Here is a 16,817-nt window from a genome sequence, read left to right on the forward strand (position 1 = left end):
CTTGGGCGCATGACTCGACACGACGGCCGCGCCACCGACCAGCTGCGCGACATCCGGATCACCCGCAACTGGCTCGACCACGCCGAGGGGAGCGTCCTGGTCGAGTTCGGCCGCACGCGGGTGCTGTGCGCGGCGTCGTTCACCGAAGGTGTGCCGCGCTGGCGCAAGGGCAGCGGCGAGGGCTGGGTCACGGGGGAGTACGCCATGCTGCCGCGGGCGACCAACACCCGCTCCGACCGGGAGTCGGTGCGCGGCAAGATCGGCGGCCGCACCCACGAGATCAGCCGGCTGGTGGGTCGCAGCCTGCGCGCCGTGGTCGACACGAGGGCGTTGGGGGAGAACACCATCGTCCTCGACTGCGACGTGCTGCAGGCTGACGGCGGCACGCGCACCGCGGCGATCACCGGGGCCTACGTCGCGCTCGCCGACGCCATCGAGTGGGCCCGCAGCCAGGGCGCGGTCAAGGCCTCCGGGCAGCCGTTGAAGGGCTCCGTGGCCGCGATCAGCGTCGGCATCGTCGACGGCACGCCGGTGCTGGACCTGGACTACATCGAGGACTCCGGCGCCGACACCGACATGAACGTCGTCATGACCGGGGACGGGCGGATCATCGAGGTGCAGGGCACCGCCGAGGCGGAGCCGTTCGACCGCGCCCAGCTCGAGCAGCTGCTCGACCTCGCGGGCGCCGGGTGCGCCGAGCTGACCAAGCTGCAGCTGGCGGCCCTGGCCGAGGGCGCGGCGTGACCCGGCTGGTCCTGGCCACCCGCAACGCGCACAAGGTCCGCGAGCTCGGCCAGATCCTCGACGGGCTGGTCGACGAGCTCGGCCTGGAGGTCGTCGGCCTGGACGCCTACCCCGAGATCCCCGACGTCGTGGAGTCCGGCGTCACCTTCGCCGAGAACGCCACCCTCAAAGCGGTCGCCGTGGCCAAGGCCACCGGCCTGCCGGCGATCGCCGACGACTCCGGCCTGGCCGTCGACGTGCTCGGCGGCTCGCCCGGGGTGTTCAGCGCCCGCTGGGCCGGCCGTCACGGTGACGACCGGGCCAACCTCGAGCTGTTGCTGGCCCAGCTCGGTGACGTGCCTGACGAGGAGCGTGCCGCGGCGTTCGTCTGTGCGGCGGTGCTGGCGCTGCCCGACGGCGAGGTCGTCGTCGAGGAGGGCCGTATGCCGGGTCATCTCGCCCGGGAGCCGCGCGGCACCAACGGGTTCGGCTACGACCCGATCCTCGTCGTGGACGACGGGCGGACGGCCGCGGAGCTGAGCCCGGAGGAGAAGAACTCGATCTCCCACCGGGGCATCGCGTTCCGGGCGCTGGCGCCGCACGTGCGCCTGGCGCTGAAGCGCACCGCCGGCCCCAACCGTTAGCGAGGCGTCATCGGCCAATCCACGCCGGCGTCCGCGACGAATGACAGGCTGTGAGGGTGAAGCGAGCTCGTGCTGCCCTGGCCGGGGTGATCGCCGGTGCCGTCACCCTGGGCGTCGCCGAGCTGCTGGCCGGCCTCATGGTCGCTGCCGGCCTGTCCTCGGGGACACCGTCGCCGGTGGTGGCCGTGGGTGGCGCCTTTGTCGACCGCACGCCGGCCTGGCTGAAGAACGCCGCGGTGAGCTCGTTCGGCACCCACGACAAGGCGGCCCTGTTCGTCGGCATCGCCGTGGTCCTGACCGCGCTGTGCGCGGTGCTGGGTGCGGTCGGCGCCACCCGGCATACGGCCGGGCTGGTGGGGTTCGTCGTCCTGGGTGCCGTCGGCGCGGCGGCGGTGCTCTCCCGGCCGCACGCGTCGCCGCTGGACGTGCTGCCCACCTTCGTCGGGGTGCTGGCCGGGCTGTGGGCGCTGAACACGTTGTGGGACATGACCGCTCGTGCCGGGGAGGCCGGCGCCGGGGGCTTCGAACGGCGCCGGCTGCTCGTCGGCGGGGCGGCCCTGGCGGTCCTCGCCGCGACGGCTGGAGCGTTGGGCAGGGCGGTCGGGGGCGCCGGCAGCAGTGCTGCAGCAGCCCGGGCCAAGGTCAGCGTGCCGCCGGTGGCGAACCCGGTGACCGTTCCTGCGACGGCCGACCTGAAGCTGGCGGGCATCACGCCGTACGTGGTGCCCAACGGCGACTTCTACCGCATCGACACCGCGCTCGTCGTGCCGCAGGTGGACACCGCCGGGTGGACGCTGCGCGTGCACGGCCTCGTCGGCGAGGAGGTCTCGATCACGTGGGACGAGCTGCTCGCCAAGCCCATGCGGCAGGCCCTCGTGACGCTGACCTGCGTGTCCAACGAGGTCGGTGGTGACCTGGCCGGCAACGCGGTGTGGACCGGCTGGCCGATCCGGGAGCTGCTGGCGATGGCCCGGCCGGACCCGACCGCCGACATGGTGCTGTCCACGAGCGTCGACGGGTTCACCGCCGGGACCCCGCTGACGGCGCTGACCGACGAGCGCAACGCGCTGCTCGCGGTGGCGATGAACGGCGAGCCGCTGCCCGTGGAGCACGGCTTCCCGGTGCGGATGGTCGTGCCCGGGCTGTACGGCTACGTCTCGGCGACCAAGTGGGTCGTGGACCTGAAGGTGACGCGGTTCGCCGACGACGTGGGCTACTGGACCCCGCGGGGCTGGTCGGCCAAGGGGCCGGTCAAGACCCAGTCCCGCATCGACGTGCCGCGCTCGGGTGACCAGGTCCGGGCGGGCCGGGTGGCCGTCGCCGGGGTGGCGTGGGCTCAGCACCGCGGCATCGACAAGGTCGAGGTGCGCATCGACGACGGGCCGTGGCAGACGGCGCGGCTGGCCACCGAACCGACGATCGACTCGTGGCGGCAGTGGGTGCTGGAGTGGGACGCCCCGAAGGGCAACCACCGGATCACGGTGCGCGCCACGGATGCCACCGGTCAGGTGCAGACCCAGCAGGAGGCGCCACCCGAGCCCGACGGCGCGACCGGCTGGCACAGCATCACCGTCACTGTCACCTGACCGGCGGGACTACTCCTCGCGGACGATGACACCCCACGGGGACGGCGCCACGATCCGCAGATGGCACCGCACCCGCAGACGATCATCCCGCCGCGCACGTTCGACCTGGAGGGCTTCACCGCGGCGGTCAAGGCCAAGGACGCCGACCGGTGGTCGGACTACTTCGACGAGGACGCCGAGTGGCTGGAGTTCCGGCACGACCAGCCGCCGTCGCACCCGCACCGCATGCAGGGCAACATCGCCATCCATGCCGGCCTGCGCTCGGTCTGCGCCGGGGACTACGGGATGGACGTCGAGGACAGCGCGATGAGCGGGCCGAACGTGTGGTTCCGGCTCGTGCTCACCCGGCCCGACGGCAGCCGCGTGCTCGAGCACGTGCACCTCGCCCTCGCGGAGAACGGGCTGATCCACCGCCAGACCGACATCGAGGCCTGGGACCTGACCTGAGCCGGGCCCTGGGAGACGCGCCGCGACCCGGCCTCGCCTGGAGCGGCCGACCCGGCCGCTCGGCATACCGGCTCCCGCACACGGCTGGGCCGGTCGGGCAACCAGCCCGGCCGGCCCAGGAAGCCTCGTCTCACGCGGGACGAGGCTGGATCGGCGCGGCCGGACCCATGGCCGCACCGTGACGGCGCAGGCGGAACGCCAGCGCCAGCTCACCGATGCCGAGCACGACGAGCCACAACCCGGTCACCCACGCCAGCGCGGTGAGGGAGACCCCGGGCCAGGCCACGAGGACGATGCCGGCAAGGACACTGAGCACGCCGAGCGTGGCACGGGTGCCGCGGTACTCGGCGGTGTGGTCCGTGATGGCGACGAAGACCTCGATCATGCCGTGGATGATCCAGTAGATGCCGAGCACCAGCGCCAGCGTCAGCACGGTCAGGCCGAGGTGCCGCATCGCCCAGACACCGACGATCACCGAGAGCACGCCCAGCAGCGCGAGCATGGTCCGCGTGCCGCCGCTCTCCTCGGTGCGTGCCAGGCCTTCGACGAAGCGGATGATCCCGGCGACGACGAGCTGGATGCCGAACAGCAGCGCCAGGACGACGAGCGTCTTGCCGGGCCAGATCATCGCGAGCACACCGACGACGACCGTGATGGCGCCGAAGATGCCGACCAGGATCGCCGAACCGCGGCTGACCGACTCCAGCCGCGCCTGCGCGGTGTCCATCATGTTGCCCTGGTTGGACATTGACTGCTCCCTTCCCGCGGGCGGATGCCGCCCGACGCCTCTCACTCCTCGTCCGGCAGCACCGGGGCCCGCAGGGCCTTGGTGCGTGCATGTTCCTTCTTGCTCGCGATGCGCGCGTCGTCCGACTCGTGGCTGGGCGCCCCCGGCCAGCGGTCCGGTGGGGCGGGTTCGAGCGCCTCGCACAGCAGGTGCACCAGCCGCTCCCGGGCCGCCACCCGGTTCTCCCACTGGGACCGGTGCTCGTGGGCCTGGATGACCAGCACCCCGTGGTGCAGCCGCGGGCTGAGGTACTCCTCCACCTGACGGCGCTGGTCCGCGCTCAGCGAGCGGGACTCCGGCACGTCGAAGCGCAGCTCGACCTTGGCCGAGGTGGTGTCCACCCCCTGCCCACCAGGTCCGGTCGAGCGGGAGAAGTGCTCCTGCAGGTCCTCGTCGCGCACCCGCAGGCCCTCAGGCAGCCCCGGCGCGGGGTGGATGAACAGGTCCTCTCCGGGATGTCCGGTGTAGGTGCTCACGCAGCCAGTCTTCGCCGGCCCTGACCGGTCGGACAGGGACTTCGTCCCCTGTCCGGGCTCAGCCGTCCTGCACGCGCCCGCGCAGCGACTTGGTCTGGCCGCGGCGCCGCTTGCCCTCCAGCCGGCGCCGCTGCGCGCCCTTCGTGGGCCGGGTCGCGCGCCGCGACGCCGGGGGAGGGGCCAGCCCCTCCAGCAGGTATGCCGCGAGCCTCGCCCGGGCGGCCGCGCGGTTCTGGCGCTGCGCGCGGTGCTCCGAGGCGGTGACGACCAGCTCGGTGCCCACGAGTCTGGTGGCCAGGGCGCCGAGCAGCCGGGCGCGCTGGTCGTCGGTGAACGCGGTGGAGGAGGCGATGTCGAAGCGGAGCTCGACCCGGCTGTCGGTCGTGTTGACCCCCTGGCCACCGGGCCCGGAGGAACGGCTGAACCGCTCGCGCAGCTCGGCCGCCGGGATGGCCAGCGGCTGCCGGACGCCGGGGGCCGGGCCGAGCACCAGGTCCTCGCCGGGGTCCCCCCGATGCGTTCTCACGTCCGGCATTCTGCCTGCCCGGGGCGCGCCGGGGCATGTCCTAGGGTTGCCGGCCAGGGGGAGGGCGCGGAGGTGTCGGCGAGCAGTCGCCCGGCGGGCCGCGGGATGCAGGCAAGCGACGGCATACAAGGGGTGCGATGGTCGGCTGGGTGTTCTTCGACGTGGACCAGACGCTGTGTGACTTCGCGACGATGATGCGGCGCGCGCTGGAGTCTGCGCTGGGCGAGCTGCAGCGCAGGCTGCCGGCGGGCTCGACCGACGGGCTGACCGTCGAGGACCTGCGCACCGCCCGGGACGCAGTAGCGGCGACGGCCTCGGCGTCGACGCCGATGGAGCAGATCCGGCTGCAGTCGTTCCGGGTCGTGGTGGCGGGGTGCGTCCCCGGCGGCGATGAGGACCTGGCCCGGTCGGTGACCAGGCACTACCTGCGGCGCCGGTTCGCGGACCCCGTGCTCTACCCCGACGTCCGGCCGGCGCTGGACGCGCTGGCGCCACGTCACCGGCTGGGCGTGGTCAGCAACGGCAACAGCTATCCGCACACCCTCGGACTCGGGCACTTCCGTGAGGTGTTCCTGGCGCAGCACGTCGGGCTGCGCAAGCCCGACCCGGCGCTCTACGTCCACGTGGCGCGCGAGGTCCGGACGCGGCCGGAGGACCTGGTGATGGTGGGGGACTCGCTCGGGCACGACGTGCTCGCCGCGCGCGAGGCGGGCTGGCAGGCCGTGTGGGTCAACCGTCAGCGGCGTGAGGTGCCGCCGGAGGTCACGGCGTCGGTCGCCGACCTGCGCGACCTCGAGGTGCTGCTCGGCGGCGGGTGATGGCCCTGACGGGGTGAGCCCGGGCTCAGGCAGGCGGGGTGTCGGGTTGCAGGGGTGGCTCGACGGGAGGGATGGGGTCCGGTCCCGGCCCGGGAGGCTCAGGTGTCGGCGCAGGCGGTGTCGGTGGCTGCGGGCTCGGCGGCGTGGGCTGCGGCCCCGGCAGCGGCGGGTCGTTCGGCGGGATGGTGGCCTGAGGGCTCAGGGTCATGTCATCGCCTCCTCACCGGTCCCGTGCCCGCGGAGGGCCCGGGCCAAACGCCCGTTTCGGTGCTGTCCGGGAGGGGTACGCCGCGATCACGCGACCCCAGGAGGAGACACGATGCGACTCGGCTACTTCCTCTCCAGCGAGGAGCACCCGGCACCCGAGCTGGTGCGGCAGGCCAGGATGGCCCAGGACGCGGGGTTCGAGGCGTTGTGGATCTCGGACCACTTCCACCCGTGGAACGACGAGCAGGGGCAGAGCCCGTTCGTGTGGTCGGTGATCGGGGCGGTCTCGCAGGTGTGCGACCTGCCGCTGACGACGGCCGTGACCTGTCCGACCGTGCGCACCCACCCAGCGGTCATCGCCCAGGCGGCGGCCACCAGCGCGACGTTGATGCCCGGCCGCTTCCACCTCGGCGTGGGCTCGGGTGAGGCGCTCAACGAGCACGTCACCGGCGCGGGCTGGCCGAGCGCACAGGTGCGGCTGGAGATGCTCGAGGAGGCGGTGGACATCATCCGCCGGCTGTTCTCCGGGGAGCGTGTCTACCACCGTGGGCGGCACTACGTCGTGGACGAGGCGCGCCTCTACAGCCGCCCCGACAAGGCCCCGCCGATCTACGTGTCCGGCTTCGGGCCACGGGCGATCGAGCTGGCCGCGCGCATCGGGGACGGCTTCATCAGCACCAACCCCCAGCCGGACGACCTGGACCACTACCGGGTCCATGGCGGACGGGGACCGGCCGAGGCAGGGGTGAAGGTCTGCTGGGCACCCGACGAGGAGTCAGCCGTGGACACCGCCCACCGGCTCTGGGCCAACTCCGGCGTGCCGGGAGAGCTGGCGCAGGTGCTGCCCAGCCCCAAGCACTTCGAGCAGGCATCGAGCCTGGTCACCCGGGAGTCCACCGCGTCCTCGGTGGCCTGCGGGCCCGATCCCAAGCGCCATGCCGAGGTGGTCCGCCAGTTCGCCGACGCCGGCTACGACACGCTCTACGTCTCGCAGATGGGGCCGCAGCAGGAGGAGTTCTTCCGGTTCTGGGCCGAGGAGGTGCGCCCCCTGCTGCCGGGCTGAGCCCCTCTGCCGCTGAGGTGCCTGCGACCTGCGGTCAGGCTGCCTCGAGCTGGTCACGCAACCGGTCGAGCACCCGATGCAGCCGCCGGGACACCTGCATCTGGCTGACCCCGAGCCGGCGGCCGATCTCCGCCTGGCTGAGCTCGTCCTCGAAGCGCAACCGCAGCAGCCGCAGGTCGGACGGGTCGAGCGTGCGCAGCGCGGCGGCCAGGGAGAGCCGGTCGTCCACCGCCACGCTGGGGTCGCCGTGGGGGTCGGCCAGCTCGTCGGCGAGCGCCCGGCGGTGCTCGTCGCGTTTCGCGTCCAGCGACGTCGGGGAGTAGCAGCCGGGCAGCTCCCGCGCCTCGGCCACCGACCGCGCGTCGGTGCCGAGCACGTCGGCGAGCTGCATCGTGCTCGGCGGCTGCCCGAGGTCCTGCTCCAGGGCGGCGACGGCGGTCCGGATGTCGGCATGCAGCTCCTGGAGCCGTCGCGGTGGCCGCACCGCCCAGCCGGCGTCCCGGAAGTGTCGGCGGATCTCCCCACGGATGGTCGGCTTGGCGAAGGCCAGGAAGCTGCCGCCCGCGTCGGCGTGGAAGCGGTGCGCCGCCTTGACCAGCCCGAGCATGGCGACCTGCCGCAGGTCCTCGGCCTCGAGGCCGCGACCGCGGTAGTGCGCCGCGATCGCGCAGGCCACGTCGAGGTTGCAGCAGACGACCTCGTCCCGGATCCGGCGGCAGACGCGCGGGTCGTGCTCGTGAGCGAGCTGGTCGAGCAGGCGCCGGGTCCTGGACTCACGAGTCCGGAACGAGGTGGGGGAGCAGGCGGTCAGCAACGGGGTCATGGTGCATCCCGGGGAATGAAGGGGGCGGGCCGTTGCTGGACCTCACGTGCACCATACCCACGGCACCGCAGGAGGCGGCGCGCAGTGGGCGGCTCATTCGTCGCGTTCGTCCCTGGCGTCCCGGCCGTCAGCCTGGTCCCGCAGCTCGATCAGCTCGTCGTAGCGCTTCGGACCGTCAGGGACCTGCGGCTGCCCGAGGGCGTCGCTCCCGTCCCGGGCACCCGTGCGCGCTGACACGGTGTCGGGGTCGGCGATGCCGTCGGCCGGGTCGGGCCGCGTGTAGGCGGCCCCCGCCACGTGGCTGGCCCCGTCGCGGCCGACCTGCCCGGCCATCCAGGTCGTCGCGTAGTACTGGTGCAGGCTCAGCGCGTCGTCGAGGGAGGGTGGCCAGCCGTGGAGGGTCGGGGCCTGCACCACGGTGTCCTTGCCGTAGGGCAGCACGAGGTTGCCGGACTCCACCCGCGCCTCGGACACGGGCGCGAGGGCGTCGTGCCGGCCCAGCAGCCCGGTGCGGATGCGCAGCCAGGTGCCCTCCTGGCTGTGCTCCTCCGAGAGCACCTCCTCGATGCGGCCGATCTTCTCCCCGTCCTGGGCCCGGGCGGTCATACCCACCAGGGCGGCCAGCTCGTGTTCCTGCATGCAGGTCACCTCTCTCCGCGGATCGTGGTCCGGCTCCCCCGTGCCCGGAGCGGGTGCGGTTCAACCCGCAGCGTCAGTCCCGTTCCCACGGGGGCTCCTCGCCCATCTTGGAGTAGTAGCGCGCGAGGTGCCCCTTGACGCGGGCGATGTCGCGCTCGGGCAGGTCGACACCACCGCGCGAGCCCTGCATCACCGCGGCCGCCGCCATGACCCCGCGGGGCACCGCCTTCAACCTGCCGTCGACCACGTCGGCCACGAGCAGCTTGTATGCCGTGTAGTTCTCCTTCGCGTCCGCGTCGTACCAGACGTGGGCGTCCCGGTAGCGGGCGTTGGGCTCCTCCTCGGCGCCGGCCCACTCCCGCACCCGCTTCTCCGCGGCGGCACCGTCCCACTCGCGGTCACGCTCGGCGAGCGGCAGGTCCTGGAACGTCGTCACAGCCATGGCTGTCCGTCCTTCCCGTCGGGGGCTGCACTGCCCTGCCTGTACCCGCTCGGCGCCGGAGCATGCGGAGACGTTTGGGGACCGCCCTGTCGGGTACGGAGCAGTCACGGCTGACCTGTACGAGAGGGAAGGCAGGTGGGACATGCCCCGCAAGGACCCCGGCCCCAGCGTCAAGGACAAGGGCCTGTACGAGTCGCTGCGCGACGACGGAGCCAGCAAGGAGAAGGCCGCCCGGATCGCGAACGCCGCGGCGAACAGCTCGCGGTCGTCGGTGGGCAGCAAGGGTGGCTCGCACGGCGACTACGAGGACTGGACCAAGGACGAGCTCCTGAAGCGAGCACGCGAGATCGGCATCGAAGGACGGTCCTCCATGAGCAAGGGCGAGCTGATCACGGCACTGCGCAACCACTGAACCCCTGCAGCGCCGCAAGGCGTGGGCAGGTGGCACATCCGGCTCGACCGAAGGAGAAGTGATGGGTAACGAGGACAAGCTCCGCAACAAGGGCGAGGAGATCGGCGGCGCCGCCAAGGAGAAGGTCGGCCAGGCGACCGGCGACCGTGACCTGCAGGCCGAGGGCAAGGCCGACCAGACCAAGGCGAACGTCAAGCAGGCAGGGGAGAAGGTCAAGGACGCCTTCAAGGACTGAGACACGCAGTCCGGACGAGGGTCGGAGCCAGGGGACATCGGCTCCGGCCCTCGTCGCTGCCGTGGGAGCGGCAGGGGATGGGGACACGGCCCAGCTGTGCGGGCGCCCGCCACGCTCGGTGGTGGTGTTTCCTGCCGGGCGTGTGGGGTAGGGAGGGGAGTGCCAGGCCAGGACCGCGAGCACGGAGGCAGGTGCGACATGACCCACACCGAAGGACGTCCGCCGGACGTCACGGCCCAGCTGCTCGCCCGCGGATACACCCTGTCCGCGTACCTGGCCGGGGATGAGTCACGCGACGCCACGGCCGTGCGGCTCATGGGTGCGCCCGCAGTGTGGCTGAGGGGGCGTCAGGGGGCCGAGGCGTTCTACGACACCACACGGTTCCGACGAGCCGGGGCCCTGCCCAAGGTGGTGTCCGACGTGCTGTTCGGCACGGGTCCGGTGCACAGCCTCGACGACGAGGCGCACCGGCACCGCAAGACGCTCTTCCTGTCGGTGACCGAGCCCGGTGCCGTCGCGGGACTCTCCGAGACGGTCGGAGACGGCTGGGAGCGGGGGCTGACCCTCACGTTGGACCGGGGTGACCCGGTCGCCGTCTTCCCGGCCGCGGTGAAGGTCATCGGCCAGGCGGTGCAGCGGTGGGCCGGCCTCGACGTGGGCGCCGACCATGTGGCGCGCAGCGAGGACCTGGCGAGGGTCGTGGACGGTTTCGGCGGCGTCGGTCCGCGGCAGGCACGGGCGCGCCTTGCCCGGGCCCGCGCCGACCGCTGGGCGGGGGAGCAGATCGACCGAGCGCGGCGCGGCGAGGCGCCGGAGGGGTCCGTCCTGGACCAGGTGGCGACGTTCCGCGACCTCGACGGGTCGGTCCTGCCGCGTCACACCGCGGCTGTCGAGCTGCTCAACGTGCTGCGGCCCACGGTGGCGGTCTCGTGGTTCGTCGCCTTCGCGGCGTTCGCGTTGCAGCAGGACACCTACTGGCGGGGCCGGGTCGCCGCCGCGGGAGCCCCCGAGGTGGTGGCCTTCGCCCACGAGGTGCGTCGTCACTACCCGTTCGTCCCGGTGCTGGCCGCCCGCGCCCGCGAGGACACCGAGGTGTGCGGTATGGCGCTCCGAGCCGGGGACCGGGCGGTCCTGGATGTCTACGGCACCAACCACGACGCACGGGCGTGGTCGCACCCGGACGCCTTCGACCCCTCGCGCTTCGAGGACACCGAACCAGACGAGTTCGCCTTCGTGCCACAGGGCGGGGGCGATGCCCGCACCGGCCACCGCTGTCCTGGGGAAGGCATCGCCACGGGGATCCTCACCGCCGTCGTGCCGTCGCTCGCCCGGCGCGGCTACCGCATCGCACCGTCGAACGGGCTGGCGTGGTCGGCCCGCCGCATGCCGCCCCGGTTCCGCGGGGGCCTGCGCATCCTCCCGGTGGCGGCCGGCGGGCGGTGACGCTCGAGCCCCGGCGGACCGATCCGCCGGGGCTCCTGGTCCGCCGTCCGGAGCAGCTCGGGCGGCTCACCGCCGGACACGGCGGTGCGATGAGTCCACGCGCTCCGTCCAGCCGCGGCTGTCGCAGTGCTCGAGCAGGGGCACCGCGACCCGACGGGTCGTGCCGAGCGCCACGCGTGCTTCGCTGAGGGTGAACGGCTGCGGGAGTGCCGCGAGGGCCCGCATCGCCCGCGCCGGGGCGTCGGGCAGCAGGACCACGTCCTCACCGAGGCGCAGCAGCCGTCCGGCACGCTCGGCGGCGGCCAGCTGCCGGGGCCCCAGGCCCAGCTCCTCCAGGTCAGGGCGCTCCGGGGCCGCGAAGGGGTCCGCGCGCAGGCGCTGCTCCAGGTCCTGCAGCCCGGGCTCGGCCGGGCCCAGTGACGGCACGACCCCGGGGCGGGTGAGCCGGCCCCCACGCAGCTGCAGGCCGGCGGCCTCCGCCAGCGGCGGCACCAGGGTGACGTCGGGAAGTGCCACCTCCCGCCGGGCGGCCTCGGTGGGCACCGCGGGGTCGAGGGGGTGGGCGCGGGCCCACTCATCGACGACCGTCCCGAGTCTGTGCGCCCAGGCCAGCCACGCGCCGTCGTCGACCAGCCACCCGCCGCGGCGGTGCACCCCCGGGGGCAGCGATGCCTGACCCACGGCCGCTCCCAGGCCCAGACCGGTCAGGTCCGACTCCGGCAGGGCGCCACGGCGACGGACCTCAGCGGCAAGATCGGGGCGCGTTGCCGACTCGCCGAGCTCCAGGGCGCGCTCGCGCGCAGCGCCGCGCCGACGCAGGAGCGGCGGGTCGACGTCCAGCACCACCACGGCGGCGGCCACGGCGTGCCGGCCGGGGTCACGCAGGATCGCCCGGTCCCCGGCCACCAGCGGCAGGGGCCGGGCCAGGGACAGCCGGACGGTGTCGCCGCCCAGGGCCCGGAGCCGGACCGGCACCGATGCCGTCCCGAGGTGCAGGACCAGGTGCGCGGGCAGGGCGGGCGGGTCGATGCCGGTCAGCCGGGCGTCCACGACGTCGGTCAGCGGCCATGCCTCGGGCGTGAGCAGGGCGTCGCCGCGACCGACGTCCTCGCGAGCGACAGCGCGCAGGTTGACGGCCACGCGGGCCACCGCCTCGACCCGCTCCTGCGACCGCCCCAAGCTCTGAAGCCCGCGCACCCGCAGCCGGCGGCCACCGAGCTCGAGCTCGTCACCGACCGCGAGCGAGCCGGCCCCCAACGTCCCCGTGACGACTGTGCCGCTGCCCCGGACGGTGAAGCTGCGGTCGACCCACAGCCGCACCCGGCCGGAGTGCTCCGGCGCCGGGAGCCGGTCGACGAGCCGTTGCAGCGCGGCGTGCAGGTCGGGCAGCCCTTCGCCGGTGACGCCCGAGACGGCCACCGCCTCGGCCTGGCCCACGCTGGTGGCGCGCAACCGGTCCTGGGCCTCGGCGGTGGCGGGCGCGGGGTCGGCCAGGTCGCTGCGCGTCACGACGAGCAGACCGTGCTGCAGGCCCAGTGCGTCGATGGCGGCGAGGTGCTCGGTGGACTGCCGCCGCCACCCCTCGTCGGCCGCGACGACGAACATCACCGCCGGCGCGGGTCCGAGGCCGGCGAGCATGTTGCCGATGAAGCGCTCGTGACCGGGGACGTCGACGAACGCGAGCATCGCCCCGCTCGGCAGCCGGGTCCACGCGTAGCCGAGGTCGATGGTCATCCCGCGGCGGCGCTCCTCGGCCCACCGGTCGGGCTCCATGCCGGTCAGCGCACGCACCAGGGTGGACTTGCCGTGGTCTACGTGGCCGGCGGTGGCGACGACGTGCACTAGCGCTGGACCGCCTCGATCGCCTTGCGCAGCAACACGTCTGCGCTCTGCGGCACACAGCGGAGGTCGACGAGACAGCGGTCCCGCTCGACCCGGCACACCACTGCCGGATCGCCCACGCGCAGCGGCTCGGCGAGGGCCGCGGGCAGGGCGACCGCCCACCCCGGCAGCGCCACCCCGGGGGCCCCGCCCCCGCCCACCGCGCCGTCGGAGGGGACCACCTCGCCGCCGACCGCGTCGCAGAGTGCCTCGGCGCGCCGCCGCAGGGCTGCCGGGTCCGCATGCACGTATCGCGCGGTCGGGGTGAGGGGGCCCCGCACCGTGGCCTCGAGCGCGGCGAGCGTGAGCTTGTCGACGCGCAGCGCCCGGGCCAGCGGGTGCCGGCGCAGCCGCTCGACGAGGTCGCCACGGCCCAGGACGAGCCCGGCCTGCGGGCCGCCGAGCAGCTTGTCCCCGCTGCAGGTCACCAGGTCGGCGCCCGCCGCCAGGGTAGAGGCTGCGTCCGGCTCCCCGGGCAGCATCGGGTCGGGGGACAGCAGGCCGGAGCCGATGTCGACCACGACCGGCACGCCCAGGCCACGGAGGCTGCCCACGTCAACGGAGGAGGTGAAGCCCTCGACCCGGAAGTTGCTGGGGTGCACCTTGAGGATGCAGCCGGTGTCGGGCCCAACGGCCTCGGCGTAGTCGCGCAGGGCCGTGCGATTGGTGGTGCCGACCTCCCGCAGCCTGGCACCTGTCGACGCGATGAGGTCCGGCAGGCGGAACCCGTCGCCGATCTCGACCATCTCGCCCCGGCTGACGACGACCTCACGGCCGGCCGCCAGGGCGGTGGTGGCCAGGACCAGCGCAGCGGCCCCGTTGTTGACGACCAGCACGTCCTCGGCGGCGGGGACCGCCAGGCGCACGGCAGCGAGGGTGCCCCGCCCGCGGCGCGCGCGCCGCCCGGTGGCGACGTCGTACTCCACGTCGACGTAGCCGGCGGCGGCCCCGACGGCCGCCAGGGCTGCCTCCGACAGGGGCGCCCGCCCGAGGTTGGTGTGCAGCACCACCCCCGTGGCGTTGAGCACCTGCCGCAGGCTCGTCGCGTGTGCCGGAAGGGCCGCCACGGCAGCGTCGGCCACCTGCTCCGGGTCGATCTCGCCGGCGCGGGCCCGCCCCTGGGCGAGCCGGACCGCGTCCCTCACGGTGTCGCCGCCCAGCTGCTCGGCGGCGGCCGCCAGCCGCGGGTCGGCCAGCACGACGTCGGTGCGCGGCACCCGTCGGCGGGGGTCGGTCGACGTCACGTCGTCGATCCTACGGTCGGCGCGAGGCGTCGGCACGGGGTCTGTGGGGGCGGAGGTGTTCGCGAAACAACCAAGCAGCAGGTCAGCGCACATCTGCAAATGGAGCACGCAGCTGACTGCACACGGGCAACGAAAATCTTGCACAATCATGGCGGAGGCCGCGGGTTCGATTCCGCCGTGCGTAGTGCGGAGGTAGCAACAGAAGATTCGGCTTCTGGTCGCCTGAGGTGGATGCGAGGATGTGCCAGTCCAGCGAAGGGGGGATCGTGGCCGAGGACTGCCTGGTCTGTCAGGAACACCGGCTCGAAGTTCCGCTGCCGGGTGACCATCTGGTGGAGGCCGAGGACGTGGTGGCCTTTCACCTTCCACCCTGGCCTCCTGCGGACGACGTCTATCTCGGCTACCTCATGCTGACGCCGCGCCGTCACGTGGCCGGGTTCGCTGATCTGGGCGAGGGAGAATCCGCGGCCGTCGGCCGGTACATCTCGCGCCTCAGCCGAGCGCTCAGAACCCTCGGTGCGGAACGTGTCTACCTGGCTGTCGTGGGCCATGGCGTGCCTCACCTCCACATCCACCTGATCCCGCGATGGCCAGGCACCCCTGCAGACGTTTCCTGGTTACACGTCGACGACTGGGAAGGCGCGCGTCGAGGGGACTTCGCCGCGGCCGAGGTGATGGCCGGGCAGATCCGCGCCGCGCTGCATGCCCGCACGTAACGGCCTGTCTGCAGCGAAGAAGCCTGCACACTCTTCGCGGCATGTCAGTGCTTTAGGAGGCTGCGGCAGGCGTTGGTGACGACGCGCACCCAGATGTCGGGGTCAGTGGCCCAGAAGTCATGAGGGACGTCAGCGACGCTGCTGAAGGCGCCCGACGGCACAAGTTGAGCCAACTGTTCCAGTGGCCATGAGGGCCGGATGTCGAGGCCCGCCGCGATGAAGATCATCGGTAGTCGGGCCTTACCCCCGGATCTTGGACACGCGGTGTGTTTGATTACGCGGCTTCGGCGAGGGTAGCCGCGAGCTGGTTCTCGTAGGCGTTCGGGGAGAGGTGGCCGCAGTAGGAGTGGCGTCTCTTGGTGTTGTAGCGGGTGGCCCAGCGGAAGATCTCCCGGCGGCAGGCGGCCTCGTCGGTGAAGGCCGCTGCCCCGGCGAGGGTCTCCCGCTTCAAGGTCGCGTTGAAGGACTCCGCGAGGGCGTTGTCCGCGCTCGACCCGACCCCGCCCAGGGACTGGGCCACTCCGAGCTGCTTGCAGAGCCTGGCGAGGTCCTTGGACGTGTACTGGGCTCCGTGGTCCGCGTGGAAGATCGCCCCTCGGAGCGAGCCTCGGTCGGCCAGCGTGGCCTTGAGAGCGTCGGTGACCAGGTCGGTGCGCATGTGGTCGGCGATCGCCCAGCCGGCGAGCTTGCGCGAGCAGCAGTCGATGACCGTGGCCAGGTAGAGGTTGCTCCCGTCGGTCAGCGGGAGGTAGGTGATGTCGCCGACGTACTTCGTGTTCGGCGTCTCGGCGGTGAAGTCCCGCTTCAGCACGTCAGGCACCTTCTCGTCGGAGGGCTCGGGGATGGTGGTCCGGACGCGACGGCGCAGCCGGATCCCGGCGATGCCGTGCTCGGCCATCACCCGTGCGACCCGCTTGTGGTTGAGCCGGTCCTCGGCGGGTGCGCCGTCGTTGAGCTCGGCGGTGATCCGCGGCGCTCCGTAGGCTTTGTCGGCCTCGTGCACCACCCGGATCCGGTCCGCCAGCTGCTCATCGACAGCGGCCCGCTCAGCCCGCACAGGTGCAGCGGCGTCCCAGGCGTAGAACGAGGACCGGTTGACCTCGATGACCTCGCACAGCCGCTTCACCTCGAAGGTGTCTTGGTGGTCGGCGACGAACTGGAAGCGGCTCACCAGTTCGTCTCCCCAGCGAAATACTTGGCCGCCTGACGAAGGATCGACTTCTCGGTCTCGATCTTCGCCTTCTCCGCCCGCAGCTGGGCGTTCTCGGCCTCGAGCCGGGCGACCCTCTCGGCCTGGGTCTCGGGCCTGCCCGTCGGCGTCCGCGCGCTGCTGATCGGGGCAGTCGTTGAACCCGTGCCGAACGTCTTGACCCAGTCCGACAAGGTGCCTCGGGAGATCCCGAGATCGTCGGCGATGCCCCGCAACGTGGCACCCGGGGTGGACTCGTACAGCTCAACGGCCTGCCGACGGAACTCGTCGGTGTAGTTCTTCCTGGCCATGGACAGGATCTTCTCGCTTCCCCAGCACGATGCTGGATTCAGCGTGTCCAAGATCCGGGTCAAGCCCCGTCCTCGGAGCCGCCGTGGCGCTGCGGCTCAAGCCCCGCCGGATGCTGCGTGCTGGGTGGGCGACCTTGCCCCCGATGACGCTCTGGGTGCTTGCCTATGTCGTACCCGGCACCCTCAGTGCCGTTCTGGCTGGCGC

At 73.0% G+C, this 16,817-nt stretch carries 20 protein-coding genes; 10 read left to right on the top strand and 10 right to left on the bottom strand.

All coding sequences use genetic code 11. The features are described from left to right. Positions 1-9: 9 nt before the first annotated feature. Genes rph through VF825_RS02290 form a run of 4 tightly spaced genes read left to right on the top strand, consistent with a single transcriptional unit; the run spans position 10 to position 3,400 of the window. Positions 10-744, top strand: coding sequence for a ribonuclease PH (gene rph / locus VF825_RS02275; protein ID WP_331109707.1), 735 nt, complete (start codon positions 10-12; stop codon positions 742-744). Continuing rightward, entirely contained in the window at positions 741-1,367 is a 627-nt protein-coding gene (gene rdgB, locus VF825_RS02280) for an RdgB/HAM1 family non-canonical purine NTP pyrophosphatase (RefSeq protein WP_331109710.1), read from the top strand. Before rph ends, rdgB begins: the two co-directional genes overlap by 4 nt. A gap of 56 nt (positions 1,368-1,423) precedes the next feature. After that, positions 1,424-2,953 carry a molybdopterin-dependent oxidoreductase gene (locus VF825_RS02285; protein WP_331109712.1) on the top strand — a complete coding sequence of 510 codons (1,530 nt, stop codon included), beginning with the start codon at positions 1,424-1,426 and terminating at the stop codon, positions 2,951-2,953. A gap of 60 nt (positions 2,954-3,013) precedes the next feature. After that, positions 3,014-3,400: a nuclear transport factor 2 family protein gene (locus VF825_RS02290; RefSeq protein WP_331109714.1), complete on the top strand. Its 387-nt coding sequence runs from the start codon at positions 3,014-3,016 to the stop codon at positions 3,398-3,400. Positions 3,401-3,530: 130 nt separating this feature from the next. Here the strand turns inward: VF825_RS02290 and VF825_RS02295 are convergent, their stop codons facing one another. From VF825_RS02295 to arfB (VF825_RS02305), 3 genes are read right to left on the bottom strand one after another with little or no spacing between them, the layout of a single operon-like run. Then, positions 3,531-4,148: an HdeD family acid-resistance protein gene (locus tag VF825_RS02295; RefSeq protein ID WP_331109717.1), complete on the bottom strand. Its 618-nt coding sequence runs from the start codon at positions 4,146-4,148 to the stop codon at positions 3,531-3,533. Positions 4,149-4,189: 41 nt separating this feature from the next. Next, positions 4,190-4,663, bottom strand: coding sequence for an alternative ribosome rescue aminoacyl-tRNA hydrolase ArfB (arfB, locus tag VF825_RS02300; protein WP_331109719.1), 474 nt, complete (start codon positions 4,661-4,663; stop codon positions 4,190-4,192). A gap of 58 nt (positions 4,664-4,721) precedes the next feature. After that, positions 4,722-5,189 (bottom strand): alternative ribosome rescue aminoacyl-tRNA hydrolase ArfB, encoded by a 468-nt coding sequence (gene arfB / locus VF825_RS02305; protein WP_331109721.1) that lies wholly within the window; start codon positions 5,187-5,189, stop codon positions 4,722-4,724. A 137-nt stretch (positions 5,190-5,326) separates the two neighbouring features. Between arfB (VF825_RS02305) and VF825_RS02310 the strand changes: the two genes are divergently transcribed. Together VF825_RS02310 and VF825_RS02315 are read left to right on the top strand one after the other, a co-directional pair. Next, a complete protein-coding gene (locus VF825_RS02310; RefSeq protein ID WP_331109723.1) occupies positions 5,327-6,007 on the top strand; it encodes an HAD family hydrolase in 681 nt (226 codons plus the stop codon). Between the two features lie 319 nt (positions 6,008-6,326). After that, positions 6,327-7,277, top strand: a complete 951-nt coding sequence (locus VF825_RS02315) for a TIGR03557 family F420-dependent LLM class oxidoreductase (RefSeq protein ID WP_331109725.1) — start codon at positions 6,327-6,329, stop codon at positions 7,275-7,277. Positions 7,278-7,311: 34 nt separating this feature from the next. On the opposite strand, the gene VF825_RS02320 is transcribed toward VF825_RS02315, so the two are convergent. From VF825_RS02320 to VF825_RS02330, 3 genes are all read right to left on the bottom strand, one after another. Further along, positions 7,312-8,100 (bottom strand): sigma-70 family RNA polymerase sigma factor, encoded by a 789-nt coding sequence (locus VF825_RS02320; protein ID WP_331109727.1) that lies wholly within the window; start codon positions 8,098-8,100, stop codon positions 7,312-7,314. Positions 8,101-8,193: 93 nt separating this feature from the next. After that, positions 8,194-8,739: a PRC-barrel domain-containing protein gene (locus VF825_RS02325; protein WP_331109729.1), complete on the bottom strand. Its 546-nt coding sequence runs from the start codon at positions 8,737-8,739 to the stop codon at positions 8,194-8,196. Positions 8,740-8,812: 73 nt separating this feature from the next. Continuing rightward, positions 8,813-9,181 (bottom strand): hypothetical protein, encoded by a 369-nt coding sequence (locus VF825_RS02330; RefSeq protein WP_331109731.1) that lies wholly within the window; start codon positions 9,179-9,181, stop codon positions 8,813-8,815. 142 nt (positions 9,182-9,323) lie between these two features. On the opposite strand from VF825_RS02330, the gene VF825_RS02335 reads away from it, so the two are divergent. The 3 genes from VF825_RS02335 (at position 9,324) to VF825_RS02345 (ending at position 11,271) form a co-directional block, all read left to right on the top strand. Continuing rightward, entirely contained in the window at positions 9,324-9,593 is a 270-nt protein-coding gene (locus tag VF825_RS02335) for a DUF7218 family protein (protein ID WP_331109733.1), read from the top strand. A gap of 61 nt (positions 9,594-9,654) precedes the next feature. Beyond that, positions 9,655-9,828 (top strand): CsbD family protein, encoded by a 174-nt coding sequence (locus VF825_RS02340; protein WP_331109735.1) that lies wholly within the window; start codon positions 9,655-9,657, stop codon positions 9,826-9,828. 198 nt (positions 9,829-10,026) lie between these two features. Then, positions 10,027-11,271, top strand: a complete 1,245-nt coding sequence (locus VF825_RS02345; protein WP_331109737.1) for a cytochrome P450 — start codon at positions 10,027-10,029, stop codon at positions 11,269-11,271. A 66-nt stretch (positions 11,272-11,337) separates the two neighbouring features. Here the strand turns inward: VF825_RS02345 and selB are convergent, their stop codons facing one another. Continuing rightward, on the bottom strand, positions 11,338-13,113 hold the full coding sequence (gene selB, locus VF825_RS02350) for a selenocysteine-specific translation elongation factor (protein WP_331109739.1): 1,776 nt from the start codon (positions 13,111-13,113) through the stop codon (positions 11,338-11,340). Continuing rightward, entirely contained in the window at positions 13,113-14,396 is a 1,284-nt protein-coding gene (gene selA, locus VF825_RS02355; protein WP_331109741.1) for an L-seryl-tRNA(Sec) selenium transferase, read from the bottom strand. Before selA ends, selB begins: the two co-directional genes overlap by 1 nt. A 266-nt stretch (positions 14,397-14,662) precedes the next feature. On the opposite strand from selA, the gene VF825_RS02360 reads away from it, so the two are divergent. Continuing rightward, positions 14,663-15,112, top strand: a complete 450-nt coding sequence (locus tag VF825_RS02360) for an HIT family protein (RefSeq protein ID WP_331109743.1) — start codon at positions 14,663-14,665, stop codon at positions 15,110-15,112. A 44-nt stretch (positions 15,113-15,156) separates the two neighbouring features. On the opposite strand, the gene VF825_RS02365 is transcribed toward VF825_RS02360, so the two are convergent. Further along, the gene (locus VF825_RS02365; protein ID WP_331109745.1) at positions 15,157-15,339 is read right to left on the bottom strand and encodes a hypothetical protein; all 183 of its coding nucleotides are present in this window, start codon (positions 15,337-15,339) and stop codon (positions 15,157-15,159) included. A 47-nt stretch (positions 15,340-15,386) separates the two neighbouring features. After that, a protein-coding gene (locus VF825_RS02370; protein ID WP_331109747.1) for an IS3 family transposase occupies positions 15,387-16,612 on the bottom strand; the annotation gives its coding sequence in 2 pieces (ribosomal slippage) (positions 15,387-16,297 and positions 16,297-16,612; 1,227 coding nt in all). Between the last annotated feature and the right edge of the window lie 205 nt (positions 16,613-16,817).

Source organism: Oryzihumus sp. (assembly GCF_036391795.1).
Taxonomy (GTDB): domain Bacteria; phylum Actinomycetota; class Actinomycetes; order Actinomycetales; family Dermatophilaceae; genus Oryzihumus.